The sequence below is a fragment of the Pseudomonas sp. C11 genome (genome assembly GCF_034683865.1).
Taxonomy (GTDB): domain Bacteria; phylum Pseudomonadota; class Gammaproteobacteria; order Pseudomonadales; family Pseudomonadaceae; genus Aquipseudomonas.
Map to the genome: position 1 here is coordinate 577,424 of NZ_JAWIIP010000002.1, position 25,856 is coordinate 603,279.

26 protein-coding genes and 1 pseudogene are annotated in these 25,856 nt (G+C 61.8%); 10 read left to right on the forward strand and 17 right to left on the reverse strand.

All coding sequences use genetic code 11. The annotated features are described in order from the left end of the window. Window positions 1-137 precede the first annotated feature (137 nt). From VC352_RS05645 to VC352_RS05655, 3 genes are all read right to left on the reverse strand, one after another. Complete coding sequence (locus tag VC352_RS05645) at window positions 138-887, reverse strand: YebC/PmpR family DNA-binding transcriptional regulator (protein ID WP_322978601.1); 750 nt, start codon at window positions 885-887, stop codon at window positions 138-140. A gap of 104 nt (window positions 888-991) precedes the next feature. Continuing rightward, window positions 992-2,767, reverse strand: coding sequence for an aspartate--tRNA ligase (gene aspS, locus VC352_RS05650; protein ID WP_322978602.1), 1,776 nt, complete (start codon window positions 2,765-2,767; stop codon window positions 992-994). A gap of 37 nt (window positions 2,768-2,804) precedes the next feature. Continuing rightward, the gene (locus tag VC352_RS05655; protein ID WP_322978603.1) at window positions 2,805-3,071 is read right to left on the reverse strand and encodes a hypothetical protein; all 267 of its coding nucleotides are present in this window, start codon (window positions 3,069-3,071) and stop codon (window positions 2,805-2,807) included. Between the two features lie 60 nt (window positions 3,072-3,131). Between VC352_RS05655 and VC352_RS05660 the strand changes: the two genes are divergently transcribed. From VC352_RS05660 to VC352_RS05675, 4 genes and pseudogenes are all read left to right on the forward strand, one after another. Beyond that, complete coding sequence (locus VC352_RS05660; protein WP_322978604.1) at window positions 3,132-3,602, forward strand: Dps family protein; 471 nt, start codon at window positions 3,132-3,134, stop codon at window positions 3,600-3,602. A 95-nt stretch (window positions 3,603-3,697) separates the two neighbouring features. After that, a complete protein-coding gene (locus VC352_RS05665) occupies window positions 3,698-4,765 on the forward strand; it encodes a GGDEF domain-containing protein (protein ID WP_322978605.1) in 1,068 nt (355 codons plus the stop codon). Between the two features lie 140 nt (window positions 4,766-4,905). Beyond that, a pseudogene (locus VC352_RS05670) lies at window positions 4,906-5,175 on the forward strand (cold shock domain-containing protein membrane protein); the annotation flags it as partial. 177 nt (window positions 5,176-5,352) lie between these two features. Next, complete coding sequence (locus VC352_RS05675; RefSeq protein WP_322978695.1) at window positions 5,353-5,553, forward strand: cold-shock protein; 201 nt, start codon at window positions 5,353-5,355, stop codon at window positions 5,551-5,553. A gap of 51 nt (window positions 5,554-5,604) precedes the next feature. Here VC352_RS05675 and VC352_RS05680 read toward each other — a convergent pair whose 3' ends face one another. Together VC352_RS05680 and VC352_RS05685 are read right to left on the reverse strand one after the other, a co-directional pair. Continuing rightward, a complete protein-coding gene (locus VC352_RS05680; protein ID WP_322978606.1) occupies window positions 5,605-5,811 on the reverse strand; it encodes a SlyX family protein in 207 nt (68 codons plus the stop codon). Continuing rightward, a complete protein-coding gene (locus VC352_RS05685) occupies window positions 5,808-6,239 on the reverse strand; it encodes an HIT domain-containing protein (RefSeq protein ID WP_322978607.1) in 432 nt (143 codons plus the stop codon). Before VC352_RS05685 ends, VC352_RS05680 begins: the two co-directional genes overlap by 4 nt. Window positions 6,240-6,928: 689 nt before the next feature. On the opposite strand from VC352_RS05685, the gene VC352_RS05690 reads away from it, so the two are divergent. After that, complete coding sequence (locus tag VC352_RS05690) at window positions 6,929-8,269, forward strand: OprD family porin (protein ID WP_322978608.1); 1,341 nt, start codon at window positions 6,929-6,931, stop codon at window positions 8,267-8,269. Between the two features lie 49 nt (window positions 8,270-8,318). Here VC352_RS05690 and VC352_RS05695 read toward each other — a convergent pair whose 3' ends face one another. Then, window positions 8,319-8,741 (reverse strand): PaaI family thioesterase, encoded by a 423-nt coding sequence (locus VC352_RS05695; protein ID WP_322978696.1) that lies wholly within the window; start codon window positions 8,739-8,741, stop codon window positions 8,319-8,321. 158 nt (window positions 8,742-8,899) lie between these two features. On the opposite strand from VC352_RS05695, the gene VC352_RS05700 reads away from it, so the two are divergent. Together VC352_RS05700 and VC352_RS05705 are read left to right on the forward strand one after the other, a co-directional pair. Then, complete coding sequence (locus tag VC352_RS05700; protein ID WP_322978609.1) at window positions 8,900-10,615, forward strand: proline--tRNA ligase; 1,716 nt, start codon at window positions 8,900-8,902, stop codon at window positions 10,613-10,615. A gap of 23 nt (window positions 10,616-10,638) precedes the next feature. Further along, on the forward strand, window positions 10,639-11,592 hold the full coding sequence (locus tag VC352_RS05705; RefSeq protein ID WP_322978610.1) for a hypothetical protein: 954 nt from the start codon (window positions 10,639-10,641) through the stop codon (window positions 11,590-11,592). A gap of 42 nt (window positions 11,593-11,634) precedes the next feature. Here VC352_RS05705 and VC352_RS05710 read toward each other — a convergent pair whose 3' ends face one another. Continuing rightward, window positions 11,635-12,315, reverse strand: coding sequence for a class I SAM-dependent methyltransferase (locus tag VC352_RS05710; RefSeq protein ID WP_322978611.1), 681 nt, complete (start codon window positions 12,313-12,315; stop codon window positions 11,635-11,637). Between the two features lie 202 nt (window positions 12,316-12,517). Between VC352_RS05710 and VC352_RS05715 the strand changes: the two genes are divergently transcribed. Both VC352_RS05715 and VC352_RS05720 read left to right on the forward strand, forming a co-directional pair. Beyond that, window positions 12,518-15,574, forward strand: a complete 3,057-nt coding sequence (locus tag VC352_RS05715; protein ID WP_322978612.1) for a transglycosylase domain-containing protein — start codon at window positions 12,518-12,520, stop codon at window positions 15,572-15,574. A gap of 96 nt (window positions 15,575-15,670) precedes the next feature. After that, on the forward strand, window positions 15,671-16,555 hold the full coding sequence (locus VC352_RS05720; RefSeq protein ID WP_322978613.1) for an alpha/beta hydrolase: 885 nt from the start codon (window positions 15,671-15,673) through the stop codon (window positions 16,553-16,555). On the opposite strand, the gene VC352_RS05725 is transcribed toward VC352_RS05720, so the two are convergent. The 10 genes from VC352_RS05725 to VC352_RS05770 all read right to left on the reverse strand — a co-directional run bounded on the left by VC352_RS05725 (window position 16,552) and on the right by VC352_RS05770 (window position 25,301). Further along, window positions 16,552-16,767 (reverse strand): VF530 family protein, encoded by a 216-nt coding sequence (locus VC352_RS05725; RefSeq protein WP_322978614.1) that lies wholly within the window; start codon window positions 16,765-16,767, stop codon window positions 16,552-16,554. The genes VC352_RS05720 and VC352_RS05725 overlap by 4 nt on opposite strands. 78 nt (window positions 16,768-16,845) lie before the next feature. Beyond that, window positions 16,846-18,330, reverse strand: a complete 1,485-nt coding sequence (putP, locus tag VC352_RS05730; RefSeq protein ID WP_322978615.1) for a sodium/proline symporter PutP — start codon at window positions 18,328-18,330, stop codon at window positions 16,846-16,848. 525 nt (window positions 18,331-18,855) lie between these two features. After that, the gene (locus VC352_RS05735; RefSeq protein WP_322978616.1) at window positions 18,856-19,980 is read right to left on the reverse strand and encodes a GNAT family N-acetyltransferase; all 1,125 of its coding nucleotides are present in this window, start codon (window positions 19,978-19,980) and stop codon (window positions 18,856-18,858) included. Window positions 19,981-20,144: 164 nt separating this feature from the next. After that, entirely contained in the window at window positions 20,145-21,419 is a 1,275-nt protein-coding gene (locus VC352_RS05740; RefSeq protein WP_322978617.1) for an OprO/OprP family phosphate-selective porin, read from the reverse strand. Between the two features lie 165 nt (window positions 21,420-21,584). Further along, window positions 21,585-21,917, reverse strand: a complete 333-nt coding sequence (locus VC352_RS05745; RefSeq protein WP_322978618.1) for a YnfA family protein — start codon at window positions 21,915-21,917, stop codon at window positions 21,585-21,587. 2 nt (window positions 21,918-21,919) lie between these two features. Then, a complete protein-coding gene (locus tag VC352_RS05750) occupies window positions 21,920-22,348 on the reverse strand; it encodes a hypothetical protein (RefSeq protein ID WP_322978619.1) in 429 nt (142 codons plus the stop codon). A gap of 73 nt (window positions 22,349-22,421) precedes the next feature. Next, window positions 22,422-23,561 carry a CynX/NimT family MFS transporter gene (locus VC352_RS05755; protein WP_322978697.1) on the reverse strand — a complete coding sequence of 380 codons (1,140 nt, stop codon included), beginning with the start codon at window positions 23,559-23,561 and terminating at the stop codon, window positions 22,422-22,424. 123 nt (window positions 23,562-23,684) lie between these two features. Then, the gene (locus VC352_RS05760) at window positions 23,685-24,497 is read right to left on the reverse strand and encodes an SDR family oxidoreductase (protein ID WP_322978620.1); all 813 of its coding nucleotides are present in this window, start codon (window positions 24,495-24,497) and stop codon (window positions 23,685-23,687) included. A 100-nt stretch (window positions 24,498-24,597) separates the two neighbouring features. Next, window positions 24,598-24,972, reverse strand: a complete 375-nt coding sequence (locus VC352_RS05765; protein WP_322978621.1) for a DUF2784 domain-containing protein — start codon at window positions 24,970-24,972, stop codon at window positions 24,598-24,600. After that, on the reverse strand, window positions 24,972-25,301 hold the full coding sequence (locus VC352_RS05770) for a DHCW motif cupin fold protein (protein ID WP_322978622.1): 330 nt from the start codon (window positions 25,299-25,301) through the stop codon (window positions 24,972-24,974). The genes VC352_RS05765 and VC352_RS05770 overlap by 1 nt, the downstream gene beginning before the upstream one ends. 196 nt (window positions 25,302-25,497) lie before the next feature. Here VC352_RS05770 and VC352_RS05775 point away from each other — a divergent pair, with 196 nt between their 5' ends. Then, window positions 25,498-25,722, forward strand: coding sequence for a DUF2061 domain-containing protein (locus VC352_RS05775; RefSeq protein ID WP_322978623.1), 225 nt, complete (start codon window positions 25,498-25,500; stop codon window positions 25,720-25,722). The last annotated feature ends 134 nt before the right edge of the window (window positions 25,723-25,856 follow it).

A 25,856-nucleotide genomic window follows, 5' to 3' on the forward strand; every position in this document is an offset into this window, starting at 1 on the left:
AGGAACCAGAGAAAACCATAAGACGAGCACAGGGTGGGAGGCGTAGGGTGGGCTTCAGCCCACCAGGGTAGCCTGGCATGACGAACCAAAGCGGAACGCCATCCAGCCCACGCCACCCCTCCGGGCGACGAGCGGGCTCAGCCGAGCTGCTCCATGATCTCGTCGGATACTTCGGCGTTGTGGTAGACGTTCTGCACGTCGTCCAGGTCTTCGAGCATGTCGATCAGCTTGAACACCTTCTGCGCGGTTTCCAGATCAGCGATCGGCGCGCTAATCGACGGGATCATGGCGATCTCTGCCTCTTCCCCCTTGAACCCGGCCGCACTCAGCGCCTCGTTCACCGCGTGGAACTCGGTGAAACTGGTCGACACCAGCGCCGAGCCGTCCTCACCCATTTCCACGTCATCGGCGCCCGCTTCCAGCGCCGCCTCCATCAGGGCATCTTCATCGACACCCGGAGCGAAGCTGATCTGGCCCTTGCGGTCGAACATGTAAGCCACCGAACCATCAGTACCCAGATTACCGCCGCACTTGCTGAAGGCATGGCGCACTTCCGCGGCAGTGCGATTGCGGTTGTCGGTCATCACCTCGACGATGATCGCCACACCGCTCGGCGCGTAACCTTCGTAGCTGAACTCGACGACGTTGTCGGCCTCGTTGTTGCCGGCACCGCGAGCGATGGCGCGGTCGATCACATCGCGCGACATGTTGTTGGTCAGCGCCTTGTCCACGGCCAGGCGTAGGCGCGGGTTATCCGCCGGGATCGGGCCACCGTGCTTGGCGGCGACCGTCAGCTCACGAATCAGCTTGGTGAAGATCTTGCCCCGCTTGGCGTCCTGGCGACCCTTGCGGTGCTTGATGTTGGCCCATTTGGAATGACCAGCCATAACTCACTCCATCTATAAGGTTTTCACAATTGCCGGGCGCAAGCGCTCGAGTCTCGCCGCCCCATAACGAAGAAGCCTGGGATCTCCAGGCTTCTTTTGCAGGCTTATTCGGCCTTGACTTGCTCGCGCAGGCGGATGTGCAGCTCACGCAGCGACTTGGCGTCCACCACACCCGGCGCCTGGGTCATGACGCAGGCCGCGCTCTGGGTTTTCGGGAAGGCGATCACTTCGCGGATCGATTGCGCACCGGTCATCAGCATCACCAGGCGATCCAGGCCGAAGGCCAGGCCACCATGGGGCGGCGCGCCGAACTTCAGGGCATCGAGGAGGAAGCCGAACTTCTCTTCCTGCTCGGCTTCGCTGATGCCCAGCACCTCGAAGACCGCTTGTTGCATCTTCTTGTCATGGATACGGATCGAACCACCACCCAGCTCGGTGCCGTTGAGCACCATGTCGTAGGCACGCGACAACGCAGCGCCCGGGTTGGCCTTGAGCTCGTCCGGGGTGCACTTGGGCGAGGTGAAGGGGTGGTGCATGGCCGTCAGGCTGCCATCGTCGTTTTCCTCGAACATCGGGAAGTCGACGACCCACAGCGGCGCCCATTCGCAGGTCAACAGGTTCAGGTCGTGACCCAGCTTGATGCGCAGCGCGCCCAGGGCTTCGGAGACGATCTTGGCCTTGTCGGCACCGAAAAACACGATGTCGCCATCGACTGCACCGACGCGATCGAGGATCACGTTGATGTTGTCCAGCGGGATGTTCTTGACGATCGGCGACTGCAGGCCTTCGACGCCGGCAGCACGCTCATTGACCTTGATATAGGCCAGACCCTTGGCGCCGTAGATGCCGACGAACTTGGTGTAGTCATCGATCTGCTTGCGCGGCATGCTCGCCCCGCCCGGAACGCGCAGCGCGGTGACGCGGCATTTCGGGTCGTTGGCCGGGCCGGCGAAGACCTTGAACTCGACATCCTTGAGCTGGTCTTCAACGTCGACCAGTTCCATCGGGATGCGCAGATCCGGCTTGTCCGAGCCGAAGCGGCGCATGGCTTCGGCCAGGGTCATGTGCGGCAGCTCATCGAATTCGACGTCCAGCACTTCCTTGAACAGGTTGCGCACCATGGTTTCGGTGAGATTCATGATGTCTTTTTCATCGAGGAAGCTGGTCTCGATGTCGATCTGAGTGAATTCCGGCTGACGGTCGGCACGCAGGTCTTCGTCGCGGAAGCACTTGGCGATCTGGTAGTAACGATCAAAGCCGGCCACCATCAGCAGCTGTTTGAACAGCTGCGGCGACTGCGGCAGGGCGAAGAAGCTGCCGGCATGGGTGCGGCTCGGCACCAGGTAATCGCGCGCGCCTTCCGGGGTGGCACGGGTCAGGATCGGCGTTTCCACGTCGAGGAAGCCGTTCTCGTCGAGGTAACGACGGATGCTCGAGGTGATACGCGAACGCAGTTTGAGCTTCTCGGCCATCTCCGGGCGGCGCAGGTCGATGAAGCGGTAGCGCAGGCGGGTTTCTTCGCCAACGTCGGTGTATTCATTGAGCGGGAACGGCGGGGTTTCCGCTTCATTGAGCACTTCAAGCTCGTAGCCCAGCACTTCGATGGCACCGGACGCCATGTTCGGGTTGCGTGCGCCTTCCGGACGCAGACGTACCTTGCCGGTGATCTTGACCACGTACTCGCTGCGCACGCGATCAGCCTTGGCGAAGGTCTCGGCACGATCCGGGTCGAACACCACCTGGGCCAGGCCTTCACGATCACGGATGTCGAGGAAGATCACCCCACCATGGTCACGGCGACGATGTACCCAGCCGCAAAGGGTGATTTCCTGGCCATCCAGGCTCTCGTTCAACTGGCCGCAATAGTGGCTGCGCATCATGATCGTGGTTCGCTTCTCTGATTAGGTCTTGGACAGGTCAGGTATCGCCCTGCGCACTCAGGCCAGGGCCGCGCCGGTATGCGCTTGGCGTATAACCGGCTTTGACAAAGGGCGGGATTATATAGCCTAAATCGCCTTGACGCAGCCGCCAGGCCACACACAAGAACGCATTGAACAGCAAGACGGCCAGCAGGCTCATGCAGCCTGACTCGGCAACTGGACAGGAAAATGAACTCGGCGCTATCAATAGGCTCTGAGTATTCACCTGATTGATATAAGCCAAAACCGGCTCGGCCATGCTCATGCTAGGCTCTCGTCTACATTTTGGGCGCCACATCCCGAGCCATATAGAGAGGAGAAGACCATGGATATCAACATCGGAATCGCCGAGCAGGATCGCGCCGCCATCGCAGAAGGCCTCTCGCGACTGCTCGCCGACACCTACACCCTCTACCTGAAGACTCATAATTTCCACTGGAACGTCACCGGCCCGATGTTCAACACCCTACACCTGATGTTCGAAGGGCAATACACCGAGCTGGCGCTGGCCGTGGACGCCATCGCCGAGCGCATCCGCGCCCTCGGCTTCCCCGCTCCAGGTACTTATGCCGCTTATGCCCGCCTGTCTTCGATCAAGGAAGAAGAAGGCGTGCCAAGCGCTGATGGCATGATCAAGCAACTGGTCGAGGGCCAGGAGGCCGTGGTACGCACAGCGCGCGGCATCTTCCCGCTGCTGGACAAGGTCAGTGATGAACCGACCGCCGACCTGCTCACCCAACGCATGCAGGTGCACGAGAAAACCGCCTGGATGCTGCGCAGCCTGCTCGCTGCCTGATCGCTCAAAGGCCCGGCTTGCCGGGCCTTTTCATTAGCTCTGCCACGCGCACTGATCTATGCTAATCGCATATGTGATCAAGCCACCGTGCGTGTATGCCCCTGCCTCCGAAGAATCCAACCGTCCTCGAACTCTTTCCCGAGGAAACCCGCGAAGCGGCCGAGCTATTGAAGCAGGCCGTGCCACTGATGGTGCGCCACGATATTCCACCCAACCCGGTGCACTACGCGCTGTGGTACTGCTACAGCAAGGGCAGCGATCCGGAACTCAACCGACGCCTGGACAAAGTCGTCGAAGACTTCGATGCCTTCCCGCCCGAGGTGGCCACCCGACTGTTTCGCGAATACGTGATCCACGGCGAACTCGAGGAGGCGCGCGCCGGACAGCAGCAGGTCATCGAACTGGTCGACGACATCGAAGATGACGTGTCACGCAGCGTCAGTGGCAGCCAGCACTATCAACTCAGCCTGGCACAGGGCCTCAACGCACTGCAGGAGCCGATCATCGACGACCTGCCGAGCGTGCTCAACGAGCTGCAGGAAAGCACACAGCTCATGCAGGATCAGCAGGAAAAATTCCTCTATCGCCTGCGCGCCGCTCAAAACGAAATCCAGCACCTGCGCAGCCAACTCGAGCGCGCTCATCTTGCCGCCACCCTGGACAGCCTGACCCGAGTCTTCAACCGTCACGCCTTCACCCGCCTGCTCGATCAAGCACTGAATGATTCCAGCACCGGCCTGGCATTGGTGATTCTGGACATCGATCACTTCAAGCAATTCAACGACCAGTACGGCCACCCACTGGGAGACCGCGTACTGCAACACGTCGGTCAATTGCTTCGCGATCAGTTGCCGGCACGCGCCTTCGCCGCGCGCTATGGTGGCGAGGAGTTTTGCGTGGTATTGCGCAACAGCGCCAGCCTCGAAGATGTGCACCGTTTCGCTGACCACCTGCGCAGCAAGATTCAGAGCCTGCGGGTCAAGGTGCGCAGCACCGATCAGGTACTCGACAGCATTACCGCCTCTTTCGGCTTCGCCCTGGCTGAACCGGGCGACACGCTGGAAACGCTGCTTACCCGGGCGGACGACGCCCTCTATCAAGCCAAACGCAACGGCCGCAACCAGGTTCATCCAGCCATCGGCGAAACCGTGCTAAGCGCTTGATTTGAGTAGCCTCTACCTTTGCTGTTAAATACAGCCCGCGTTGCGCTTTCTACCTGCGACGACACGGCCGCACACCGCTGTGCGCCACCCACCTGCACCTTTACAACCAAGTCATTCCTGAATCTGTGAGTTCGTCAAACATGTTGAAAATCGCCCATCTACTGGTGGGGCTCGCCGCCCTGCTGCTGTCATTCTTTTCCGGCTTCGCCACACCCGAAGGACTGCTGGCAACACCAAACGCGCTGTACCTGGCGCTGATCGCCCTGCTTAACCTCACACTCGCTCCGAGCGCGGCCATTACTGCAGCGAGCACCCGCCAACAACTGCAAAGCATCGCATGCGTGTTGCTGATCCTGGCCGCCGTACTGCAAGCGCTGGTGCTGCTTGCACCGCTGCCCAGCATCGGCAATCAGCCCGCTATCTGGCTAAGCCTGCTGATCACCGGAGTCGCTGTAGCCCTGCACCTCGCCTGCCAACTGCCACGGGAAACCGACGCTATCCAGGCACCACAAGCCAAGGTCGCAACCAAAGCCGAGACAGCTCCTGCCGCAGCGGTCACGCCAGAGGAAGACCGTGAAACCGGCACCGTGAAATGGTTCAACACCTCGAAAGGGTTCGGTTTCATTTCGCGGGATTCGGGCGAGGATATTTTCGTGCACTTTCGCGCCATTCGCGGCGAAGGCCACCGCGTCTTGGTCGAAGGGCAACGCGTGGAGTTTTCCGTTATGCAGCGCGACAAGGGCCTGCAGGCCGAAGACGTGATCGCTGCTGCACCACCACGCCGCTGATATAACGCCTCGACAAAATAAAAGCCCGCGATCAACGCGGGCTTTTCCATCTCAGTAATGAGGGGGCGGAGCATCGCTCTCGACGATCCCCACCTGCCCCTGCAACTCTTCCTGCCGCCGCGCCAGTGCCGCAAACTGAGATTGCAAGCGCTCGATACGCCGGTGCTGCTCGACCAACTCATCATTGAGCGCCTGAATGGTGTCATCCTGGAAAGCCAGGCGGCTTTCCAGCTCGGTGACACGAGCCTCCAGATTCATACGCCCTCCTCTGCAAAACGGAAGTTTTCGGTCAACACCAGACGCAACTTCTGCTTCAGCGCTTCGACCTGTTCGGCCGTGTAAGCCACCGCCGGATGGCGCCCCCAGACCGGCGCAGGCCAGGCCGCATCCGCACGCTTGCGCACGATGACATGCATGTGCAGCTGGCTCACCACGTTCCCGAGCGTCGCCACATTCATCTTGTCCGCTGCGAAAGTATCTTTCAGCGTCTCAGCCAGCAGCGTCGTTTCCAGCCACAACTGACGCTGATCCTGCGCATCCAGCTGAAACAGCTCGCTAACCTCCTCGCGCCTGGGCACGAGGATAAACCAGGGATACTGCGCGTCGTTCATCAGCAACAAACGACTCAATGGAAAGTCTCCAACCAGCAGACAGTCCTGCTGCAAACGCGAATCCAGGGTGAACATCACACTTCTCCTAATCACCGCTCACCAAAAGCTTAGCGCGGATGAAGCCACACGCCGATGCCGCGCAGCATACGCAGACAAAGCAGCCACTTCACCCAAAAACACACGCACCAGCTCAGGGCGCACACCACACATCCGCACCACAGGGGCGCACCATTTTGTTTCCTAACGTAATGCTCACCGCACAGCGTTACCGAGAACACCCCTCACACCCGGCCATAAACCTCGGCATCAGCATCTGATCAGAATCCTCGACGAGGCAAATGCCACCTTACCCCCACCGGCAGAGCCACAGCCGCCGGGCACGACACCGACAACACGACAGCCCAAACGTGCGAAGACCACAAAAAAACGATAAATCCACACACCACAGAAGAGTTGTGCACGACTTTTGCTACACCTCCCAGCAATGCCCGGTACGCCGCGCAGCAACCCAATAACAGCGGTACCCGGCACTCCCTGAACCGCGAAAGCGTCGGCCTGCCGTAGCACGAAAAGCAGAGCTATATATTTGCGACATTCTCCCCAACTCGATGCGACATAGGGCCAAAGAAGTCGTCAGGAATAGACTGCAACTATCGCCAACATTGGCTGCGTGCTATAAGTTAGCGCCGACACAAAAAGAAAGAGCCGCCCATACAACAAAACAGTGGGCAGCGCAACTCTTCTAAACCCAAGGAGCAATCACGATGCAAGTGATGAAGTGGAGCGTAATCGCCCTGGCAGTCGCCGCGGGCACCAGCCAACTGGCCTTCGCCAGCGCACAGTCCGAGTCGAACGGCTTCGTTGAAGACAGCAAACTGTCTCTTCTGAACAAGAACTATGCTTTCTACCGCGACTTCCGCAACAACACCTCGGATCGCCAGAACTACCGTAAAGAATGGGCCCATGGTATCAGCACCATGTACGAGTCCGGCTTTACCCAAGGCACCGTTGGTTTCGGCGTTGATGCTCACGGCATGCTGGGGCTGAAACTCGATAGCGGCAAAGGCACCTCTGGCACTGGTCTTCTCCCGACCGGCTCCGACGGTCGCTCCCAAGATGATTATTCCTATGCAGGCGGCGCAGTAAAACTGCGCGTTTCGAACACCGTGCTGAAATATGGCAACCTGATGCCGACAGCGCCTGTATTTGCTACAGGTACTGCACGCCTGTTCCCTGGTAGCGCAGAAGGTTTTCAGGTTCTCAGCAACGAAATCGAAGGGCTTAGCGTAGACGCTGGTCACTTCACTTCGATTCGTGACGGCAGCGCCTCCACTAACCGCGACGGTGATATTACTCTTTCCTACGGCGGTGCGATTGACGCCCAGAGCGTTGATTACGTAGGCGGCACCTACAGCTTCAACGATCAACTGTCGGCTAGCCTCTATGGTTCCGAACTCGAAGACGTATGGCGTCAATACTACGGGAACGTCAACTACACCATCCCGCTGGCAGATGACCAATCTCTGGGCTTCGATTTCAACATTTATCGCACAACCGATAAAGGCGACTCGAAAGCCGGCGACATCAGCAACACCACATTCTCCCTCTCTGCCTCCTATGCAATCGGCGCCCACAAGTTCACAGTTGCGCATCAGCGCGTGAATGGCGATGAGCCTTTCGATTACATCTCGATGGACGGCAACAACTCGGGGGACTCCATCTTCCTGGCCAACTCGGTGCAATACTCCGACTTCAACGCCCCGGGCGAGCGCTCCTGGCAGGCTCGCTACGACCTGAACATGGCTTCCTTCGGCATCCCCGGCCTGAGCTTCATGGCTCGCTACATCACCGGTGATAACGCAGATGGCACTCATGCAGATGCTACCGGCCCCTACGCTGGCAGCTTCGGCAAGAATGGCAAAGAGTGGGAGCGTGACCTGGAGGTCAAGTACGTTGTGCAAGAAGGCGCAGCCAAAGACTTGTCTTTCCGTGTCCGTCATGCTTCCTGGCGCTCCAACAATGATATGTCGGGCTTCTACTCCGCTGGCAGCAGCGCGATTGACGAAGTTCGCGTAATCACTGAGTACCCGCTGGACATCCTCTAACTCGAGGGTGCATTCAGAGCGAAAGCCCGGCTAAATTAGCCGGGCTTTTTTATGTGCTATTTAATTTTTCCGGCAGCACATACGTGCCCGTAACGTGCGCCACCAACTCATCCTCATTTCCCGCCGAATAAATCGAGACCTCGCATACAGCCTGCCGCCGACTCAGGCGTAGAATGCTTGCATGCGCCAGTAGGTCAACAGGCTTGGGCTTGACCAGAAAGTTGATGTTCAGATTGGACGTCACCGCCATCTCGACACGCCCCAGGCGCCCCAGCACGACGGCGTACATGGCGGCATCGCCGAGCGCCATGATGGTTGGCCCGGACAAGGTGCCACCCGGGCGCACCAATTTGGCGTGAAAAGGCACCCGCGCCAGCACACCACCTGCATCCAGTCGGTCGATACGCAGGTCGATATCCTCAGCCATCGGCAACCCCGAGCGGATCAGCGCCTGCACGTCTTGCGCGGTCAATGTCGACATTCTCTCTCCACATCGTGACCTTGATCGATGACAACGACAGAATCGTCGGCGCGAGCGAATTCACGCCTGCCGTGTCCTGTACGCCACTGTATAGGCACCGTACAATGCCGGCCTATTCCAAGCCCTAGCAACCGACAGAACGGCCAAACATGCGTACCAGTCAGTTCCTGCTCTCGACCCTGAAAGAAACCCCTTCCGATGCCGTGGTGATCAGCCACCAGCTGATGCTGCGTGCCGGCATGATCCGCAAGCTGGCCTCCGGCCTGTACACCTGGCTGCCGATGGGCCTGCGCGTGCTGCGCAAGGTGGAGAACGTGGTGCGCGAGGAAATGAACGCCGCCGGCGCCCTGGAAGTGCTGATGCCCGCCATCCAGCCGGCCGAGCTGTGGCAGGAATCCGGTCGCTGGGTGCAATACGGCCCGGAACTGCTGCGCATCAAGGATCGCCACGACCGCGAGTTCTGCGTGGGCCCGACCCACGAGGAAGTGATCACCGACCTGGCCCGCAATGAGCTGAACAGCTACAAGCAGTTGCCAATCAACTTCTACCAGATCCAGACCAAATTCCGTGACGAGATCCGCCCGCGCTTCGGCCTGATGCGCGGCCGCGAATTCCTCATGAAGGACGCCTACTCCTTCCATGCCGACCAGGCTTCCCTGCAGGAAACCTACGACCGCATGCACCAGGCGTACTGCAACGTGTTCACCCGCCTGGGCCTGAATTTCCGCCCGGTGCAGGCCGATACCGGCTCCATCGGCGGCACCGGCTCGCATGAATTCCATGTGTTGGCCGACTCTGGCGAAGACGATATCGCCTTCAGCGACAGCTCCGACTACGCCGCCAACATCGAGAAGGCCGAAGCCCTGCCGCGCGAGAAAGTGCGCCCGGCGCCGACCGAAGAACTGCGCCTGGTCGACACGCCCGATGCGAAAACCATTGCGGCCCTGGTCGAAGGCTTCAACCTGCCGATCGAGAAAACCATCAAGACCCTGATCGTGCATGCCGCCGAAGAAGGCAAGCTGATCGCTCTGGTGGTACGTGGCGATCACGAGCTCAACGAGATCAAGGCCGCCAATCTGGAACAGGTCGCCAATCCGCTGACCATGGCCAGCGACGCCGAGCTGCGTGCCGCCATCGGTGCCGGTGCCGGCTCCCTCGGCCCGCTGAACCTGCCGCTGCCGATCATCATCGACCGCTCCGTGGAGCTGATGAGCGACTTCGTCATCGGTGCCAACATCGACGACAAGCACTACTTCGGCGTCAACTGGGAGCGCGATCTGCCGGTGCCGACCGTGGCCGACCTGCGCAACGTCGTCGAGGGCGATCCGAGCCCGGATGGCCAGGGTACCCTGGTGATCAAACGTGGTATCGAAGTCGGGCACATCTTCCAGCTCGGCACCAAGTACAGCGAGGCCATGAACTGCCAGGTGCTGGGCGAGAACGGCAAACCGGTGGTGCTGACCATGGGCTGCTACGGCATCGGCGTTTCCCGCGTGGTGGCGGCTGCCATCGAGCAGAACTTCGACGAGCGCGGCATTCGCTGGAACGACGCCCTGGCGCCCTTCCAGATCGCCCTGGTACCGCTGCGCTACGAAACCGAGCAAGTACGCGAAGCCACCGACAAACTCTACGCCGAGCTGACTGCCGCCGGTTACGAGGTGCTGCTGGACGATCGCGACAAGAAGACCAGCCCCGGCATCAAGTTCGCCGACATGGAGCTGATCGGCATTCCGCATCGCATCGTGGTCAGCGACCGTGGCCTGGCCGAGGGTAACCTCGAATACAAGAGCCGCGCAGAGACCGAGCCGCAAGCCATTGCCCTGGCCGATATCCTGCCCTTCCTGCAAGCCCGTATCAGCCGCTGATTACAGCGCACCACCGAGCCATCATGCACACGAGCTACAACCTTCGCCTCATCGGTGCCGCCCTGTGCGGCGCCGTCTTCCTCAGCGGTTGCGCCAATCATCTGCCGCAACGCAGCGAGCACGAGGAGCGCGTCGAGCGCAAACTGCTGGATCACACCCTGCAGATCGACGTGGGTGAACCCAAAGTACTGGAACTGCCGCAACGGCGCGTGCGCGTGCATGAACAGAAGAGCTTCGAGGTGACGGATTTCGAGGTCACTCGCCGCTACGACCGCTACACGCCCTACCAGCCCTGGCGCGAGATCTATGAAGTGCCCATGGGCGCCGTGGCGGTGGTCGCCGGTGTTGGTGCCAACGTGCTCAACGTTGTGCTGCTCGGCAGCCTGCCGGAAAGCGCAACGCGCGACTGGATCAGCTACGGCATTGCGGGCCTCAACCCGTTCATGAACGTGGAGTCCAACGGCCGCGCCGAGCAGAACCTGGCCAGCATTGACGAGGTGCAGCAGGATCGGCACATGGAGTACAGCAACCTGCCCTGGGCCGAACGTCCGGTGCTGGTCAAGGCGGGCAAGCAGGAGTTCGAGCTGCTGACCGACCGTAACGGCGTGCTGCGCCTGAACCTGCTGGACAGCCCATTCAGCGAGCAGGACATCGGCCGCATCGGCACGCTGCTGTTGAGCGTCGAGGACGAGCAAGGCCAGGTGAAAGCCGAGGCCAATCTACTGGTCAGCCATACCCTGCGCGGCAAATTGCACGAAGCTCACGACCTGATCTTCGACGATCTGGAGGGTGGCGATATCGCGCAGTGGGTGCATCGGGTCAAGCGCCTGTCGGATCTTGGCCTCGAAGAAGAAGCCAGCGAGTTGGAGCAAAGCCTGATCGAACTGACGCGCAACGACCCGGAGCTGCAGGAGGCATTCCTCAAGGCGCTCCTGCATGATGCCGGTCGCTTGGCCGCAGACCCCGAAGCCCAGTGAGCACCTCAGCCTGGCGCCGTCCATGCGATCGGCGCCAGCCCCCTACTGAGGCTTGAGCAGCAGCAGCAGGGAAACCGGTTGCACGCTTTCCGGATGCAGCGGCTCCTGCAGCCATTCCAGGCGCCAGCCGGTGGCGGCGATCAGGCTCAGCCAGGACTGCAAGGTTCGGAAGAACCACGGCATGGGCGCCTGGAACCCCTCGCCAAAACCGACGAAATCCTCGACTCGCCAGCCATCCTGATAAGGTTCACCGTGGCTCGCGCGCCAGGGATGCAGAGTCTGGATCAGCAAACAGCCATCACGGGTCAGTAGCTGATGCAGGCTGCGCATCAAGGGTTCGAGCGGCTCCTCGAGCAGGGCGAAATTACACACCAGTACTTCGAATCGGCCCAACTGCTCGGCCTGGGTTTCCAGCTCCGCATAGCCGCAGACGCGGTACTGGCTGCCACCCTTGCAGGCGGCGCGCGCCTTCTCGATCAAAGGGGCGGATGCATCGACGCCAACCGAGGCGATCCCGTGCTCGGCCAGACCTCGACACAGCCAGCCCTCACCACAGCCAATATCGAGCACGCGCTTAGGCTGCAAGGCCAGCACGGCCTGCAGGATCGCCGCATCGGTGACCAGACGCCGGCTTTCGATGCGCTGCTCGCGCACGGCAGCGGCCCAGGCATCGGCGTTCGCCTGCCAGCTCATCTTCAGTTGCTCACGGTGATCGCGTTGCATGCACCCGCCTCCCGCAGTGGCCTTGGCGGACATTCTAGGAGTTCCTGACTCATCAGTCGCCTAGCACCATGCCGGGCATTGCCCGGCAGCGATGAACGTAGCGGTCTAGACTGTTTCTACAGACCAGGCGAGCGGTTGCTCACACGCCTCGACTCGTGCAGCAGCCATCCTCGACCAGGGTATGAAGTCAGGGGGGCGAACCATGAGCACAACGCAGCATTTCGACCCTGAACAGCATGACGGCGCCAGACCGGCCTCGAAACGGCGCTGGAAATACCTGATCTACCTGCTGCTGGTGAGCGTTCTGCTGGCTGCTGCCGTGATGCTGTTATTCGAGCTGCGCAGTGCCCACTTTCAGGCTCGCGAACTCAGTCGCTACGCCGCGACACTGACCTATGACCTGCAGCCTGGCGCGAGTAACGCCATTCACTACCCCAGTGACGGCCCGTTCGACCAGCGCCAGGGTTACGCCTACCTGCCTCTGATGCTCGAACGCCTGCAACAACGCGACTTCCATATCAGCCAACAGGTGCGTTTCTCGCCGGCGCTGATGCACTACAGCCAGCAGGGCTTCTACCCGCCTTATAGGGAAAAGAGCAGCGCCGGCCTGACCCTGACCGATTGCCGCGGCCTGCCCTTCTATGACTTTCATTACCCACGTCAGGGCTACGCCGATTTCGCCGAGATCCCGCCGCTGATAGTCAGCAGCTTGCTGTTTATCGAGAATCGCCATCTGCTGGCCAGGGATCAGCCTCAGGCCAACCCGGCAGTGGATTGGCCGCGCTTCGCCATGGCGGCGCTGTCACAGATGGGCAAGGTGCTCGACCTCGACGGACAGTCTGCCGGCGGTAGCACCCTGGCCACCCAACTGGAGAAATACCGGCACTCCCCCGATGGGCTGACGTTCTCTGCCGGGGAAAAACTGCGGCAGATGGTGTCAGCCAGCGTCCGCGCTTATCAGCAAGGGCCGCAGACGATGGCCGCACGTCAGCGCATCGTGCGCGACTACCTCAACAGCGTGCCGCTGTCAGCAGCTCCTGGTCACGGTGAAGTGCACGGTGTGGCCGATGGGCTGCGCATCTGGTACGGCGCCGACTTCGACCGAGTCAACGCACTGCTCGATCCATCACGTACACCTCAGGCCAGCCTGGCCGAACGTGGCCTGGCCTTGCGCCAGGTGTTGTCACTGATGATCGCCCAGCGTCGCCCCACCTATTACCTGGCCCAAGGACGCAAGGATCTGCAAGCACTGACCGACAGCCACCTGCGCCTGCTTGCAGGCGCAGGTGTGATCGATCCTGCCCTGCGTGACGCAGCCTTGAGCCAACCGATGCAGTATCGCGACTGGGAACTCGAACCCGCATTGCGCAGTGTGGAGAGCGACAAGGGCATCAGCGTGGTGCGCTCGCGCCTGTCCGCCCTGCTCGGCCTGCCGCTGTACGACCTCGACCGTATTGACCTGACCGCCCACAGCACGCTGCAACGGGATCTGCAGCAAGCGGTCAGCGCCTATTTGCAGCGTCTGGCCGACCCCGCCTTCGCTGGCGAGGTCGGTCTGTTTGGAGAGCGCCTGCTGTCACCAGAGAAGACCGCCGAGGTGCGCTACAGCTTCACCCTCTTCGAGCGCACCAGCAGCGGCAGCCGGGTTCGCGTGCAGACCGACAGCACCGACCAGCCATTCGACATCAACGAAGGCAGCAAGCTGGAACTGGGCTCCACCGCCAAGCTGCGTGTGCTGGCTACCTATCTGGAAATCATCGCCGAGCTGTATCAACGCCATGCCGGCAACACCAGCACCGAGCTGAAAGCGCTGGACATCGCCGAACAGGATCACCTGAGCCGCTGGACCGTCGACTACCTGCGCAGCCACCCGGACGCAACGCTCGCGACAGTCCTCGACGCCGCACTGGAGCGGCGCTACTCGGCCAATCCGCAGGAGCGCTTCTTTACCGGCGGCGGCGTACACACCTTCGGCAACTTCCGCCGCGAGGACAACGGGCGCAACCCGACTCTGCGTGAAGCACTGCGTGAGTCGATCAACCTGCCCTTCGTGCGCCTGATGCGTGACCTGGTGCGCTACAGCACCTACCAGAACAGCGCCGAGCTGCTAGGTGACGACAACGATCCGCGCCGCTTGCAGTACCTGCAACGCTTCGCCGACCGCGAGGGACGCACCTTCCTCCTGCGCTTCTGGCGCAAGTATCAGGGGCAGGCGCCGCAACAGCGTCTGGACACCTTCCTCAGTGGTCTGCGGCAGACACCGGTACGCCTGGCGGCCGTGCATCGCTACCTGCAACCACAGGCCGACCAGGCCACCTTCGCGGCCTTCCTGCACGCACAGCTGCCACAGGAACAGCTCACGCCGGCACGCCTCGCCCAGCTTTACACGGCCTACGGGCCTGGCGCCTACAGCCTGCCGGATCAAGGCTATATCGCCCGCGTGCATCCGCTGGAGCTGTGGCTGCTGGGCTATCTGGCGGCCAATCCGCAGGCGGTGTTCGATGATGCGGTGGCCGCCAGCTTCGACGAGCGCCAGGAGGTATACGGCTGGCTGCTGCGCAGTCGCCACAAGAGCGCTCGTGACAGCCGCATCCGCATCATGCTGGAGGTAGAAGCCTTTTCCGACATCCATCGACGCTGGAAGAAACTCGGCTACCCCTTCGGCCACCTGGTGCCATCCCTGGCCACCGCGCTGGGCAGCTCGGGAGACCGTCCGGCCGCATTGGCCGAGTTGATGGGCATCATCCTCAACGACGGTATTCGCCAGCCCGTACTGCGCGTCGACGCACTGGACTTCGCCGTGGATACCCCTTACGAAACGCACCTGCAGAACGACGGCGCGCAAACGCGCCAGGTCATGGCACCGGAAGTCGCGGCCGCCCTGCGCGGCGCGCTCTCACAGGTCGTCGAAGGCGGCACGGCGCGGCGTCTACAGGGCAGCTTCCAGTTGCCGGATGGTCAACCCCTGACGCTGGGCGGCAAGACCGGTACCGGCGACAACCGTATCGAAAGCGTCGGCCCAGGTGGCCGCATACTCAGCTCACGCGCCATGAACCGCACCGCGACCTTCGTCTTCTATCTCGGGCCGAATCACTACGGCACCCTGACAGCCTTCGTGCCAGGGCGCGATGCCGAGCGCTTCACCTTCACCTCGGCCTTGCCGGTACAGGTGCTCAAGGGCATGGCGCCGTTGCTCGCCCCCTATCTGCAACCGGGCACTGCCACGCACTGCCAGACGCCGCAACTGAGCGCGCGGTAATACCCGGTAATCCTTCGAGCACTGGTCAGGCGAACCGGCCCCTGGCAGGGTCGGTCTACGCCTGCACCTGCCCTTGATCTCAATTGCGGAGTCACCATGCCCACATCCTGGCGTGCCTTGCTGCGTCGCCGAGGCCTCAGCCTGCTGGCCCTGCTGTGCCTGGCCATCGCCTTGCCTATCGGCTGCGCCAAGCTGGAGGAAACCGAGCGCAAGCTGGTGTTTCGCATCGAATCCGGCACGGCGCGCTGGTTCAGTGGCATCCCTTCCGGGCTGGAGGAAATCCAGTTGCAATCGGCCGCACTCGCCCCTGGCGAAAGCCTGCATGCCTGGTGGTGGCCCGCCTCGCGCAAGAATGCTCCGACACTGCTGTACCTGCACGGCTCGCGCTGGAACCTCACTGGCCAGCTGTTTCGCATCGAGCAACTGCATGCCATGGGTTTCGCCGTACTGGCCATCGACTACCGAGGCTTCGGCCAGAGCCTGGGACAACTGCCCTCGGAGCGCAGCGTCTACCAGGACGCGCAGATCGCCTGGGAACACCTCGTGCGTGTTCAGCCCGATGCAGGCAAACGCTATATCTACGGTCACTCACTGGGGGGCGCGGTGGCGGTCAACCTGGCTCACGAGTTGGCCGAAACGCACGACTCGCCACAGGCCGGCGGCCTGATCGTCGAATCCAGCTTCACCAACCTGGCCGAGGTCGCCCAGGCTGTGACGGATACCGCCTGGCCGCTGCACTGGCTGCTGTCGCAGGAGTTCGACTCACTGGCCAAGATCGGCACTGTCGGCATCCCCGTGCTGCTCGCCCATGGCCGTGACGACCATTACGTGCCGGCGCGCTTCAGCGAAGCCCTTTACGCCGCGGCCAACGAGCCGAAACGCTTGCTGCTGATCGACGGAGCCAATCACAACAACGGGCTGCGCATGGCCGGCAACCAATACCGCCAGGCCTTGCAGGCGCTGGGCATGATGCTCAACTAGGGGCGCGGGAAGGTCTGCAGATACAGCGCCTCGACCTTGGATCGCGCCCAGGGCGTCTTGCGCAGGAAGGTCAGGCTCGACTTGAGGCTGGGCTCGTGCTTGAAGCAGCGTACGTCCACGTGTCGGGCCAAGTCTTCCCAGCCGATACGCTCGACCAGGGCGGTGAGAATGGCCTGCAGGCTGAGGCCGTGCAGAGGGTCATTGCTGTGCATGGGTGCATCCTGTTGGCGACGTGCAATAAAAAAGGCGATGACTGCAAGCAATCATCGCCTTCTGTTCAGCCGGCAGGATTATACCGACTTGTACTCTTTCTCGGCCTGATCGAAGCGGCTGAGCATCGACTGGCTCGGAGCCTGGCCGATACGGCTGAAGATCACGATGGCCAGCGTGGCGAGGATGAAGCCCGGAATGATCTCGTACAGGCCCAGACCGATCCAGTTCTTCCACACGATCACGGTGGCCGCACCGACCAGCATACCGGCCAGTGCGCCGTTACGGGTCATGCCCTTCCACAGCAGCGAGAGAATCACCACCGGACCGAACGCCGCGCCGAAACCGGCCCAGGCATAGGACACCAGACCCAGCACGCGATTATCCGGGTTGGCCGCCAGGGCAATGGCGATCAGTGCGACCAGCAGCACCATGCCACGACCGACCCAAACCAGCTCGGTCTGCGAAGCACCCTTGCGCAGGAAGGCCTTGTAGAAGTCCTCGGTCAGGGCACTGGAGCACACCAGCAGTTGGCAGCTCAGGGTGCTCATCACCGCCGCCAGGATGGCGGACAGGAGGATACCGGCGATCCAGGGGTTGAACAGCAGCTTGGCCAGTTCGATGAACACGCGCTCCGGGTTCTCGCCGACCGGGCCGGCTACATCCGGATGCGCCGAGAAGTAGGCGATGCCGAAGAAGCCCACGGCAACAGCACCGGCCAGGGTCAGGATCATCCAGGTCATGGAGATGCGGCGGGCAGCCGGGATCGACTTCACCGAATCAGCGGCCATGAAGCGCGCCAGGATGTGCGGCTGACCGAAATAACCCAGACCCCAGGCCATCAGCGAGATCACGCCAACGAAGGTCGCGCCCTTGAGCATGTCGAAGTTGGTCGCGTCGACCGCCTCGATAGCGACCATGGCCGGATCGAAGCCGCCGGTGGCGATCATCACCACGATGGGGGTCAGGATCAGCGCGAAGATCATCAGCGTGGCCTGCACGGTGTCGGTCCAGCTCACCGCCAGGAAGCCACCGATGAAGGTGTAGGCGATGGTGGCAGCAGCGCCAGCCCACAGTGCGGTTTCATAGCTCATGCCGAAGGTGCTCTCGAACAGGCGAGCACCAGCCACCACACCCGAGGCGCAGTAGATGGTGAAGAACACCAGGATCACCAGGGCCGAGAAGATGCGCAGGATGCGACTGTTGTCCTCGAAGCGGTTGGTGAAGTAGTCCGGCAGGGTCAGGGCATTGCCGTTGTGCTCGGTCTGCACGCGCAGACGACCGGCGACGAACAGCCAGTTGAGATAAGCGCCGATGACCAGACCGATGGCGATCCAGCTTTCGGAAATACCGGCGACGAAGATGGCGCCCGGCAGGCCCATCAGCAGCCAGCCACTCATATCGGAAGCGCCCGCGGACAACGCGGTGACGAAACTGCCGAGACTGCGACCGCCGAGGATATAGTCGGAAAGGTTCTTGGTGCGCAGATAGGCAATCAGGCCGATCAGCACCATGGCTGCAATGTACACCACGAAGGTGACGAGCATTGGAGTACTAGCTGTCATTGGGGGGCTCCCCTCTCGTTTGTTGTTATCGGGCATCGGGACCGCCCCATGCCCTGATTGGCAAAGCTCACTCGCACCAGGCAAGCGTCGGGCACCAGTCACTTCCATCCAGGCTCGTGCATCGTGCCGATGCCTTGCTCCGGCAGACCCACGTACTGCGCGAACCGTACGCTCCCCGGTCTGCCAACCGGCCTGCACGATACGCCTGAGGCCAGGTCAAGCGCTCGGTTTCGGCTGCCAACGCCCTTATTCGGTCTAGCCCAGCATCGCCGTGCTGACCAATTCAGACGCCCGAAAAACGGCCCGCATGAAAGTGAAAGGCGGAATGTAGAGGCAGCAGCGCGCGCGCTTCTTGCAAAAAACTCTGGAGTTTTTGCAGGAAACTCCATGCCTGGGAACTTCCGGCAAACGGTCATCAGGGTGTGTCCCCAAGCGCGAGAACAGCAAACCCGTGGTGAAGCCGTCAGTGCAGAACCCCTCTCCAGGACGAAAGCGCCGCGTCAGACACTGCCCGAAGGCGCGGGATCATACCTGCCGATACGGCAGATAACCACGGGCCTGTTCCGCATAGGCCCTTACGCCAGGGCGCTCCTGCTCGAGAAAATCGGCGACGGCAGCGCGCAGTCCCGGGTGACAGAGGTAGTGCCAGGAGTGCGTGATCACCGGCTCGAAACCGCGGATCAGCTTGTGCTCACCCTGGGCACCGGCATCGAAACGTCGAAAGCCCATCTCGATGACCAGCGTCATGCCCTGATAGAAGCAGGTTTCGAAGTGCAGTCGGTCGAACTCGGCCAGGCAGCCCCAGTAGCGGCCATAGAGGGTATCACCCCCCACCAGACTGAATGCCATGGCGACCGGCCGACCGTGTTGACGTGCCAGCACCACACGAATCGCCTGCGGCATGCGCTCGGCCAGCAGGCTGAAGAACGCACGCGTCAAGTAAGGTGCCTGGCCGCGAACATGGTAGGTGTTGGCATAGCAGTGGTAGACGAAGTCCCAGTCTGCCTCGCTCAACTCGGCGCCATGACGCCAGTCGAAGTCGATACCCTGCCCCGCCACCTGCTCGCGCTCCTTGCGCATCTGCTTGCGCTTGCGCGAGGCGAGCGTGTCGAGAAAGTCCTGAAAGTCGCGATAGCCTCGGTTGTGCCAATGGAACTGGCAGCCCAGGCGTTGCAACCAGCCGTCACATTGCTGCAGCACCTGATCACAGGATTCCTGAGTGAAATTGACATGCAGGCTCGATAGCCCCTCTGTTTCCAGGCCGTCGGTCAGGGCGGCGAGCAACTGCGCCGCGCCCTGTTGCGAGCCGAGCAGGCGCGGCCCGCTGACCGGGGAGAATGGCACGGCACCCAGCAGCTTGGGGTAATAGTCGATCCCCGCACGGCGGCAGGCATCGGCCCAGGCGTGATCGAAGACGTACTCACCATAGGAATGCTGCTTGAGATAGGCCGGTAGCGCCGCCTGGAGCTCACCACGCTCGTCCAGCCACAGCCGATGCGAGGGCTGCCAGCCACTGCGACCGCCTACGCTGCCACTGTCCTCCAACGCCGACAGAAAAGCGTGGCGCAGGAAAGGTTGCGTCTCCGGCACCAGGGCGTCCCAGGTGTCGGCAGAAAGATCGCGGAGTGAATTCAGAGTTTTCAGGGGCATGGCGAGCGTTCACCCGGGCGGCGCAGGTTTGGTCATCGGCGGACAGCTACGATGACAGGCGCAGGTATCAGCAATCAACCATTGCCAACGCAGAGGCTCCGCGTGCGCATAAAAAAGCCCCGCCAGAGGCAGGGCTCAAACACTGGAGCACTTACAGCGATGAATCAGAATACGTACTGCAGGCGCAGGGCCAGGGAGTCACCGTCGTCATCACCCACGTCGTTGGTCACGTTGTCGGTCTTGCCCTTGATGTAGTTGGCGGAAACCTTGACCGCTTCGTTGGCGTACCAGTTCACACCAACGGTGTGTGCCTTGCCCTTGGTGTCGTCGAAACCGCTTTCTTCGACCTTGATGTTGTCGTAGCGGTAGAAGACTTCCCAGGCGCCCATTTGCTTGTCGTTCGGCTTGATGCTGTCGAACTTGCCGCCGTCGAGTTTGTAGCCACGCGCCTCACCGGTCAGGGTGTAGGCCAGTTGCACGTTGTAGCCAGTCGCTTCGCGATCATTACGCGTAGAGTTCGACTTGGCATCGATATCGCGCTTGAGGTATTCGCTCTGAACCGAGAACGGGCCGACAGCGTAGGCCGCTTCCAGACCCCAGGCGCTGTCACCGTCGAACTGCCCGGTCACACCCGGGGCGAAGGTCGGACGGTTGCCGTTGGTGGTGTCTTCGGTGGTGCCACGTACGCCCATGCGGGAGGTCACGGAACCGTTGAAATCTTCCACGTCACGGTTGGCATAGTTGATACCGAAGTGCAGGACATTGCCGGCCTCGGCCATCGGTGCGATCACCGCACGCAGGTTGTAGGTCGGTTGATCCTTGCCGTGCTCGTTTTCGTACTCGGCGCCATCCTTGTTGAAGTAGCCGGCCGAGCCATAGAACATGTTGCCTGCAACGCCGCTGACCTGCACGCCCATGCCGTCCTGCTTGTCGTTGACCCAGGAGGCGATCTCATAGATGCCGGAGCGCTCCATGGCCGTGATCCACTTGGAGCTGGTGGCTTTTTCCAGGCCGAAGTCGGGGTCGAAGCGACCGACCTTGATGGTCACCGGGGCGAACCCAGTGTAGGAGATGGAGGCTTCATCCCAGTCGGAGCTGTTGCCCGACGAGGTGTTGCCATTGCTGAAGTCGTAGTTGAATACGTACTTCCAGTCCTTGTAGGCGGTACCGGAGATTTCCAGGATGGCGCGACGGAAGAATGCCTCGTTGGCAGTCTTGCCATCATCGGTGAAAACGCCGTCGAACTGGTTGTAATCGGCCTGCAGACGGCCGCCGATCTTGAAGCCGAATTCCTTGTCAGTGGTAGCGACTTCAAGACCACCTTTGGTCTTGACTACGATGTCAGCGCCGTCGGTGGTGACGGTGCCGGCGAAAGCCTGGGCGGAGACGGCCAGAGCCAGAGCGCTGGCTGCGAAACCGGCGAAGTGCTTACGGATCATCGAGGATTCCCCTGTTGGACTTTAAGTGTTGAAAACACCCGAGCAATGGGCTCGTTCGTGTTGGGGGGAATCTTGGCGAGGGGTTATTTCAGCGCAGTTGCTGATATATAAAGATTTGGTTACAGCGGAACTTTTTTACTTCCGATGCTTATAAGCAGCAAAGCCTCACGGCGCCTGCAGGCGCGAGCCGAACAGAATGACCGCGGAGCCGGCCAGGCATAACGCGGCGCCCAGCCAGTCACTGAGCAGCGGACGCGTCCTTTCGATCAGCGCCAGCCAAACCAGCGAAGCGACGATATAGACGCCACCGTAGGCGGCATAGGCGCGTCCGGCGAAAGAGGCCTCGACGCGCGTCAGGATCAGCGCGAACAGCGTCAGGCTGAGCAGGCCCGGGAGGATCCACAGCGCGCTACGGTCGAGGCGCAGCCACATCCAGAAGGCATAGCAACCGCCGATCTCGAACAAGGCGGCGAGCAGGAACAGCAGGTAATTGAGCATCGTCAGCCACGCAGACTGCCTTCACGCTCCCAGGCGCAGCGCACCCGCAAGGCGCCCTCCTGCGGGCTGTGAAAGCCGTTGTCGGATTCCCAGCGGAAGGTGTGCAGGCCGTTGAGCTCGGTTTCCAGGTGCACCACCGCGCTGGCCCAGTACAGGCGCTTGAGCAGCGCTTCGAAGGCTTCGATCCACAGGTTCCACTCGTATTCCACGGCGCCGTAGCTGGCACCGAAATGGATCACCTGGGTCTGGTACAGGCCGGCGCCGGGCAGCTCGCAGAAGGAGAACATCTCGCGGCCGAGAAAGGGCCAGAGATCGCCCGAAGGCAATTCGGCCAGCACGGCGTGATTGGTTTCGCGGCGCAGGCGGCGCTGCTCGGGATCATCCGACGGCCAGTCGCGGATGCAGCCATAGACGATGGATTCGGACTCCACACCGGCACTCCAGAAAAAACAGCCTGCCTTCTAACACAGCCTGCCAGGGCACGAAAGGAACTGGCGCGAATAATCAGCCACGCGCCTGTCGACCACGCCCGAGGCGCCAGGCCAGCGCCACCATCACCAGCGCCAGGCCGGTCAGTACGGCGAATGGCAGGCGATAGCTGCCGGACAGATCGCGCGCCAACCCGGTGAGAATCGGCGTCAGGCAGCCCAGGCCATAACCGGTGAAGAGCATCATCGCCGTCCAGCGGCTGACCGCCAGCGGCGAGCCGGCCTCATACAACGGCAGCACCAGCGACAGGGCGAAGGAGCCACCCAGCGAGAAGCCCATGGCGAAGGCGAACACCTCGGGCAGCAAACCGGGCAGGAAGGTGATCATCGCCAGGCACAGGCAGGTGGTCAGCCCGCACAGCATCAGCAGGGTGTAGCGAGCATCGAAACGCTGCGCCAGCCAGGGCAGCAGGAAGGAACTGGGCAGGCCCATGAGCATGATGATACTCAGCAGCGAGTTGCTATGCAGCATGCTCAGGCCGGCCTCGTGATAACGCGCCACGATCCAGGTGGCGATGGCGTAGAACAGCCCCGCCTGAATGGCGAAGAAGCTGCTCAACAGCCAGGCGCGCGGCACGCGCCAGGGCAACCCTGCCGCCTCACCTTCCTGGGCGCTGCCGGTCTGGTTGGGCAGCCCTATCCACAGCAGCGTCGCAGCCAGCGCCGGCACGGCCCAGATGGCCAGGCCAAGATCCCAGGCATCGCCGAACAGGCTGGTCAGTGGCGCGGTGAACACCGCACCTGCCGCGCCGCCCAAGGCCATGCCCAGGGAGTACCAGCCCACCACGCGCCCGACCTGGCCGGCGAAATGGCGCTTGATGAACCCCGACAGCAGCGGGCCGGCCACGGCAATGGCCGCGCCGAGCAGAACGGCGCTGCCGATCAGGAGAACGCTTTGCTGGGCCGCCAGGCGCGTCAGCAAGGCCAGGCCGATCATCGCCAGGCACAGCATGATGGTACGTTCCAGGCCCCAGCGCTGCGCCAGACGCGGTGCGAGCGGCGCCAGCAGGCCCATGCACAGCACCGGCAGCGCGGTGGTCAGGCTGATGAAGCCACGGCTGAGGGAGAGCTCGGTGGCAATCCGCTCGATGAGCGGCGCAAGAGAGGTGATACCGGGGCGCAGGTTGAACGCCGCCAGTACCAGGGCCAGCAGCATCAGGCCCCGAGAAAAAGCAGTCACAAGGTTTCCACAATCGAACGGCAGGCAGGCCGGGGGCGCCACCCTACCCCGCTCGTTCCGGTGGGGCAAGCCCACCGGCAGCAGAAACTGACCTAGTGGTCAGTTCATCGAGCGCGCCTTGTTGCGCATTTTCTCGGCCATATTGGCCATCTCATCGTAGAGCAACTGCGGGTTCTTCTGCTTCATCGCCCAGGCCATGCGCCCCATCTCATGCGGCAGGATAAGGAAGCTGCCCTTGGCCATCTCGGCATGAATGTACTCGGCGATATCGGCTGCGCTGATCGGCGAGCTCTCCAGCAGCTTGCCCACCTGCGCCTTCATCGCCGGCGTCGGGCCACGGAAGGAATCGAGCAGATTGGTCTGGAAGAACGAAGGGCACACTACATGCACGCCGACTTCCTGCTGGCGCAGCTCTATCAGCAGGCTTTCCGACAGAGCCACCACACCGGCCTTGGCCACGTTGTAGTTGCTCATCCCCGGGCCCTGCATCAGCGCCGCCATGGAAGCGATGTTGACGATCTTGCCCTTGCTCTTCTCCAGCAACGGCAGGAATGCCTTGCAGCCCTTGACCACGCCCATCAGGTTGATCGCGATCTGCCAATCCCAGTCCTCCAGCGACAGATCGGCGAAGAAGCCGCCAGAGGCCACGCCGGCATTGTTGACGATCACGTCGATACCGCCGAACTTTTCCTCGCAGGCCTGGGCCAAGGCGGTCAGTTGGCTGTAGTCGCGCACGTCGCAGCGCTGGGTGAAACCATCGCCGCCGGCCTCACGCACCATCGCCAGGGTTTCGGCCAGCCCGGCCTCATTGACGTCCGCCAGCGCCAGGTTCCAACCATCGCGTGCCCAGCGCAGGGCGATTTCGCGCCCCAGCCCGGAACCCGCGCCCGTGATCATCATGCGGTTTTGCATAAAAGGCCTGCCTTTGACTGTTCGGTTGCAATGCCAGGCAGTGTAGCGAAGGAAATACCGGCTCCATGCCTTCATCACCTGCATGAATAGGCAAGGCAAATCAACGGCGCGAGTGCGTGCACCGTCGCCACAGCAGGACGCCATACACCGAGGCATTGACCAGCATCACCAAGGTCGCGAGCACGAGTTGAATCTGCGGCGTCAAACCGGCGGGATAGATCACCGGCAACAGGTAGTGCTCGACGAAGCTGCCTGTATAGCCAGCGTCACCGGCGGCGCGACGCAGCTGGTTTTCCCAGGGCGTCAGCGGGCACGTCAGATGCAGCGCCTCGACCACGATGCCCCAGGCCACGGCGGGCAGATGCAACCAGCACAGACGCGGCCAACGCCAGACCAGCAAGCCGCCCAGCATGACGAACAGAATGAACGCCAGATGCACCAGCACCAGTGCATCGGCAGCCAGTCGCCAGAGCATCAGTCGACCACGAACAGGCGTGCGCCCACGGCCGTGGACGAGCGATGTGCCTCGGCACCGTCGGCCACCTGATAGCTCATGCCCGGCTTGAGCACGAATACCCGGCCATCCTCGAGCTCGGTATGCAGCTCCCCTTCCAGGCAGAGCAGGACATGCCCCTTGTGGCACCAATGGTCGGCCAGGTAGCCAGGGGAATACTCCACCATGCGCACCCGTAACGCGCCGAAGTTGCAGGTACGCCAATAAGCGATTCCGCTTTCGCCCGGATGTTCGGTCGGCTCGATCGCCGCCCAGTCGGTTACGCCGAAGGGAATATCACTGATCTGCATGGAAAAGCACTCTCAAGTAGATGAGCGCCCACCCTACGCCAGAGCCGCCAGGTAACGAAATTCATAGAAGAAAATTTTCAAGAATAAACTATCGATACCAATAGACTATCAAGCCCATGTAAAGGCCGAATTTCCGCCTCTGCTCAGAACGCACTAGCCTTCACCCATCGGCAAATGATTCTCAACGAGGTGCGCCATGCTCAAGACCCTGACCTTTACCCTCATGCATTTCTGCATCGCCTTCGGCGTCGCCTACGTGCTCACGGGCAGCATCGCGGTCAGCGGGCTGGTCGCGGCGGTGGAGCCGCTGTGCAACTCGGTGGGTTTCTACTTCCACGAGAAGATCTGGCAGCGTTTCGAGAAAAATCGCCAAGCGCGTGACGAGCGGCCGAAACACGCCTGGTTGCATCACCACGCCTGAAGCGATTCGCCCCGAGCAGCCACCCGACAAACGTCCACCGCAAAGAAGTCGGTAGCGGCGCGCCAGCGCTTGTGCTGAACTGCAGCGAGTGACCTGCAGCCTCTCGCCAGGCGCACCCTGACCACGCCAACATG

Bases quoted from the DNA above. Each gene is read 5' to 3' on its own strand.
- VC352_RS05720 (WP_322978613.1), top strand. From the start codon at position 15,671: ATGCCCACATCCTGGCGTGCCTTGCTGCGTCGCCGAGGCCTCAGCCTG.
- aspS (WP_322978602.1), bottom strand. From the start codon at position 2,767: ATGATGCGCAGCCACTATTGCGGCCAGTTGAACGAGAGCCTGGATGGC.
- VC352_RS05760 (WP_322978620.1), bottom strand. From the start codon at position 24,497: ATGCAAAACCGCATGATGATCACGGGCGCGGGTTCCGGGCTGGGGCGC.
- VC352_RS05735 (WP_322978616.1), bottom strand. From the start codon at position 19,980: ATGCCCCTGAAAACTCTGAATTCACTCCGCGATCTTTCTGCCGACACC.
- VC352_RS05665 (WP_322978605.1), top strand. From the start codon at position 3,698: ATGCCCCTGCCTCCGAAGAATCCAACCGTCCTCGAACTCTTTCCCGAG.
- VC352_RS05655 (WP_322978603.1), bottom strand. From the start codon at position 3,071: ATGAGCATGGCCGAGCCGGTTTTGGCTTATATCAATCAGGTGAATACT.
- VC352_RS05745 (WP_322978618.1), bottom strand. From the start codon at position 21,917: ATGCTCAATTACCTGCTGTTCCTGCTCGCCGCCTTGTTCGAGATCGGC.
- VC352_RS05715 (WP_322978612.1), top strand. From the start codon at position 12,518: ATGAGCACAACGCAGCATTTCGACCCTGAACAGCATGACGGCGCCAGA.
- VC352_RS05710 (WP_322978611.1), bottom strand. From the start codon at position 12,315: ATGCAACGCGATCACCGTGAGCAACTGAAGATGAGCTGGCAGGCGAAC.
- VC352_RS05700 (WP_322978609.1), top strand. From the start codon at position 8,900: ATGCGTACCAGTCAGTTCCTGCTCTCGACCCTGAAAGAAACCCCTTCC.
- VC352_RS05755 (WP_322978697.1), bottom strand. From the start codon at position 23,561: ATGCTGCTGGCCCTGGTACTGGCGGCGTTCAACCTGCGCCCCGGTATC.
- putP (WP_322978615.1), bottom strand. From the start codon at position 18,330: ATGACAGCTAGTACTCCAATGCTCGTCACCTTCGTGGTGTACATTGCA.
- VC352_RS05765 (WP_322978621.1), bottom strand. From the start codon at position 24,972: ATGCTCTGGCGACTGGCTGCCGATGCACTGGTGCTGGTGCATCTGGCG.
- VC352_RS05645 (WP_322978601.1), bottom strand. From the start codon at position 887: ATGGCTGGTCATTCCAAATGGGCCAACATCAAGCACCGCAAGGGTCGC.
- VC352_RS05660 (WP_322978604.1), top strand. From the start codon at position 3,132: ATGGATATCAACATCGGAATCGCCGAGCAGGATCGCGCCGCCATCGCA.
- VC352_RS05775 (WP_322978623.1), top strand. From the start codon at position 25,498: ATGCTCAAGACCCTGACCTTTACCCTCATGCATTTCTGCATCGCCTTC.
- VC352_RS05770 (WP_322978622.1), bottom strand. From the start codon at position 25,301: ATGCAGATCAGTGATATTCCCTTCGGCGTAACCGACTGGGCGGCGATC.
- VC352_RS05725 (WP_322978614.1), bottom strand. From the start codon at position 16,767: ATGCACAGCAATGACCCTCTGCACGGCCTCAGCCTGCAGGCCATTCTC.
- VC352_RS05680 (WP_322978606.1), bottom strand. From the start codon at position 5,811: ATGAATCTGGAGGCTCGTGTCACCGAGCTGGAAAGCCGCCTGGCTTTC.
- VC352_RS05740 (WP_322978617.1), bottom strand. From the start codon at position 21,419: ATGATCCGTAAGCACTTCGCCGGTTTCGCAGCCAGCGCTCTGGCTCTG.
- VC352_RS05705 (WP_322978610.1), top strand. From the start codon at position 10,639: ATGCACACGAGCTACAACCTTCGCCTCATCGGTGCCGCCCTGTGCGGC.
- VC352_RS05685 (WP_322978607.1), bottom strand. From the start codon at position 6,239: ATGTTCACCCTGGATTCGCGTTTGCAGCAGGACTGTCTGCTGGTTGGA.
- VC352_RS05690 (WP_322978608.1), top strand. From the start codon at position 6,929: ATGCAAGTGATGAAGTGGAGCGTAATCGCCCTGGCAGTCGCCGCGGGC.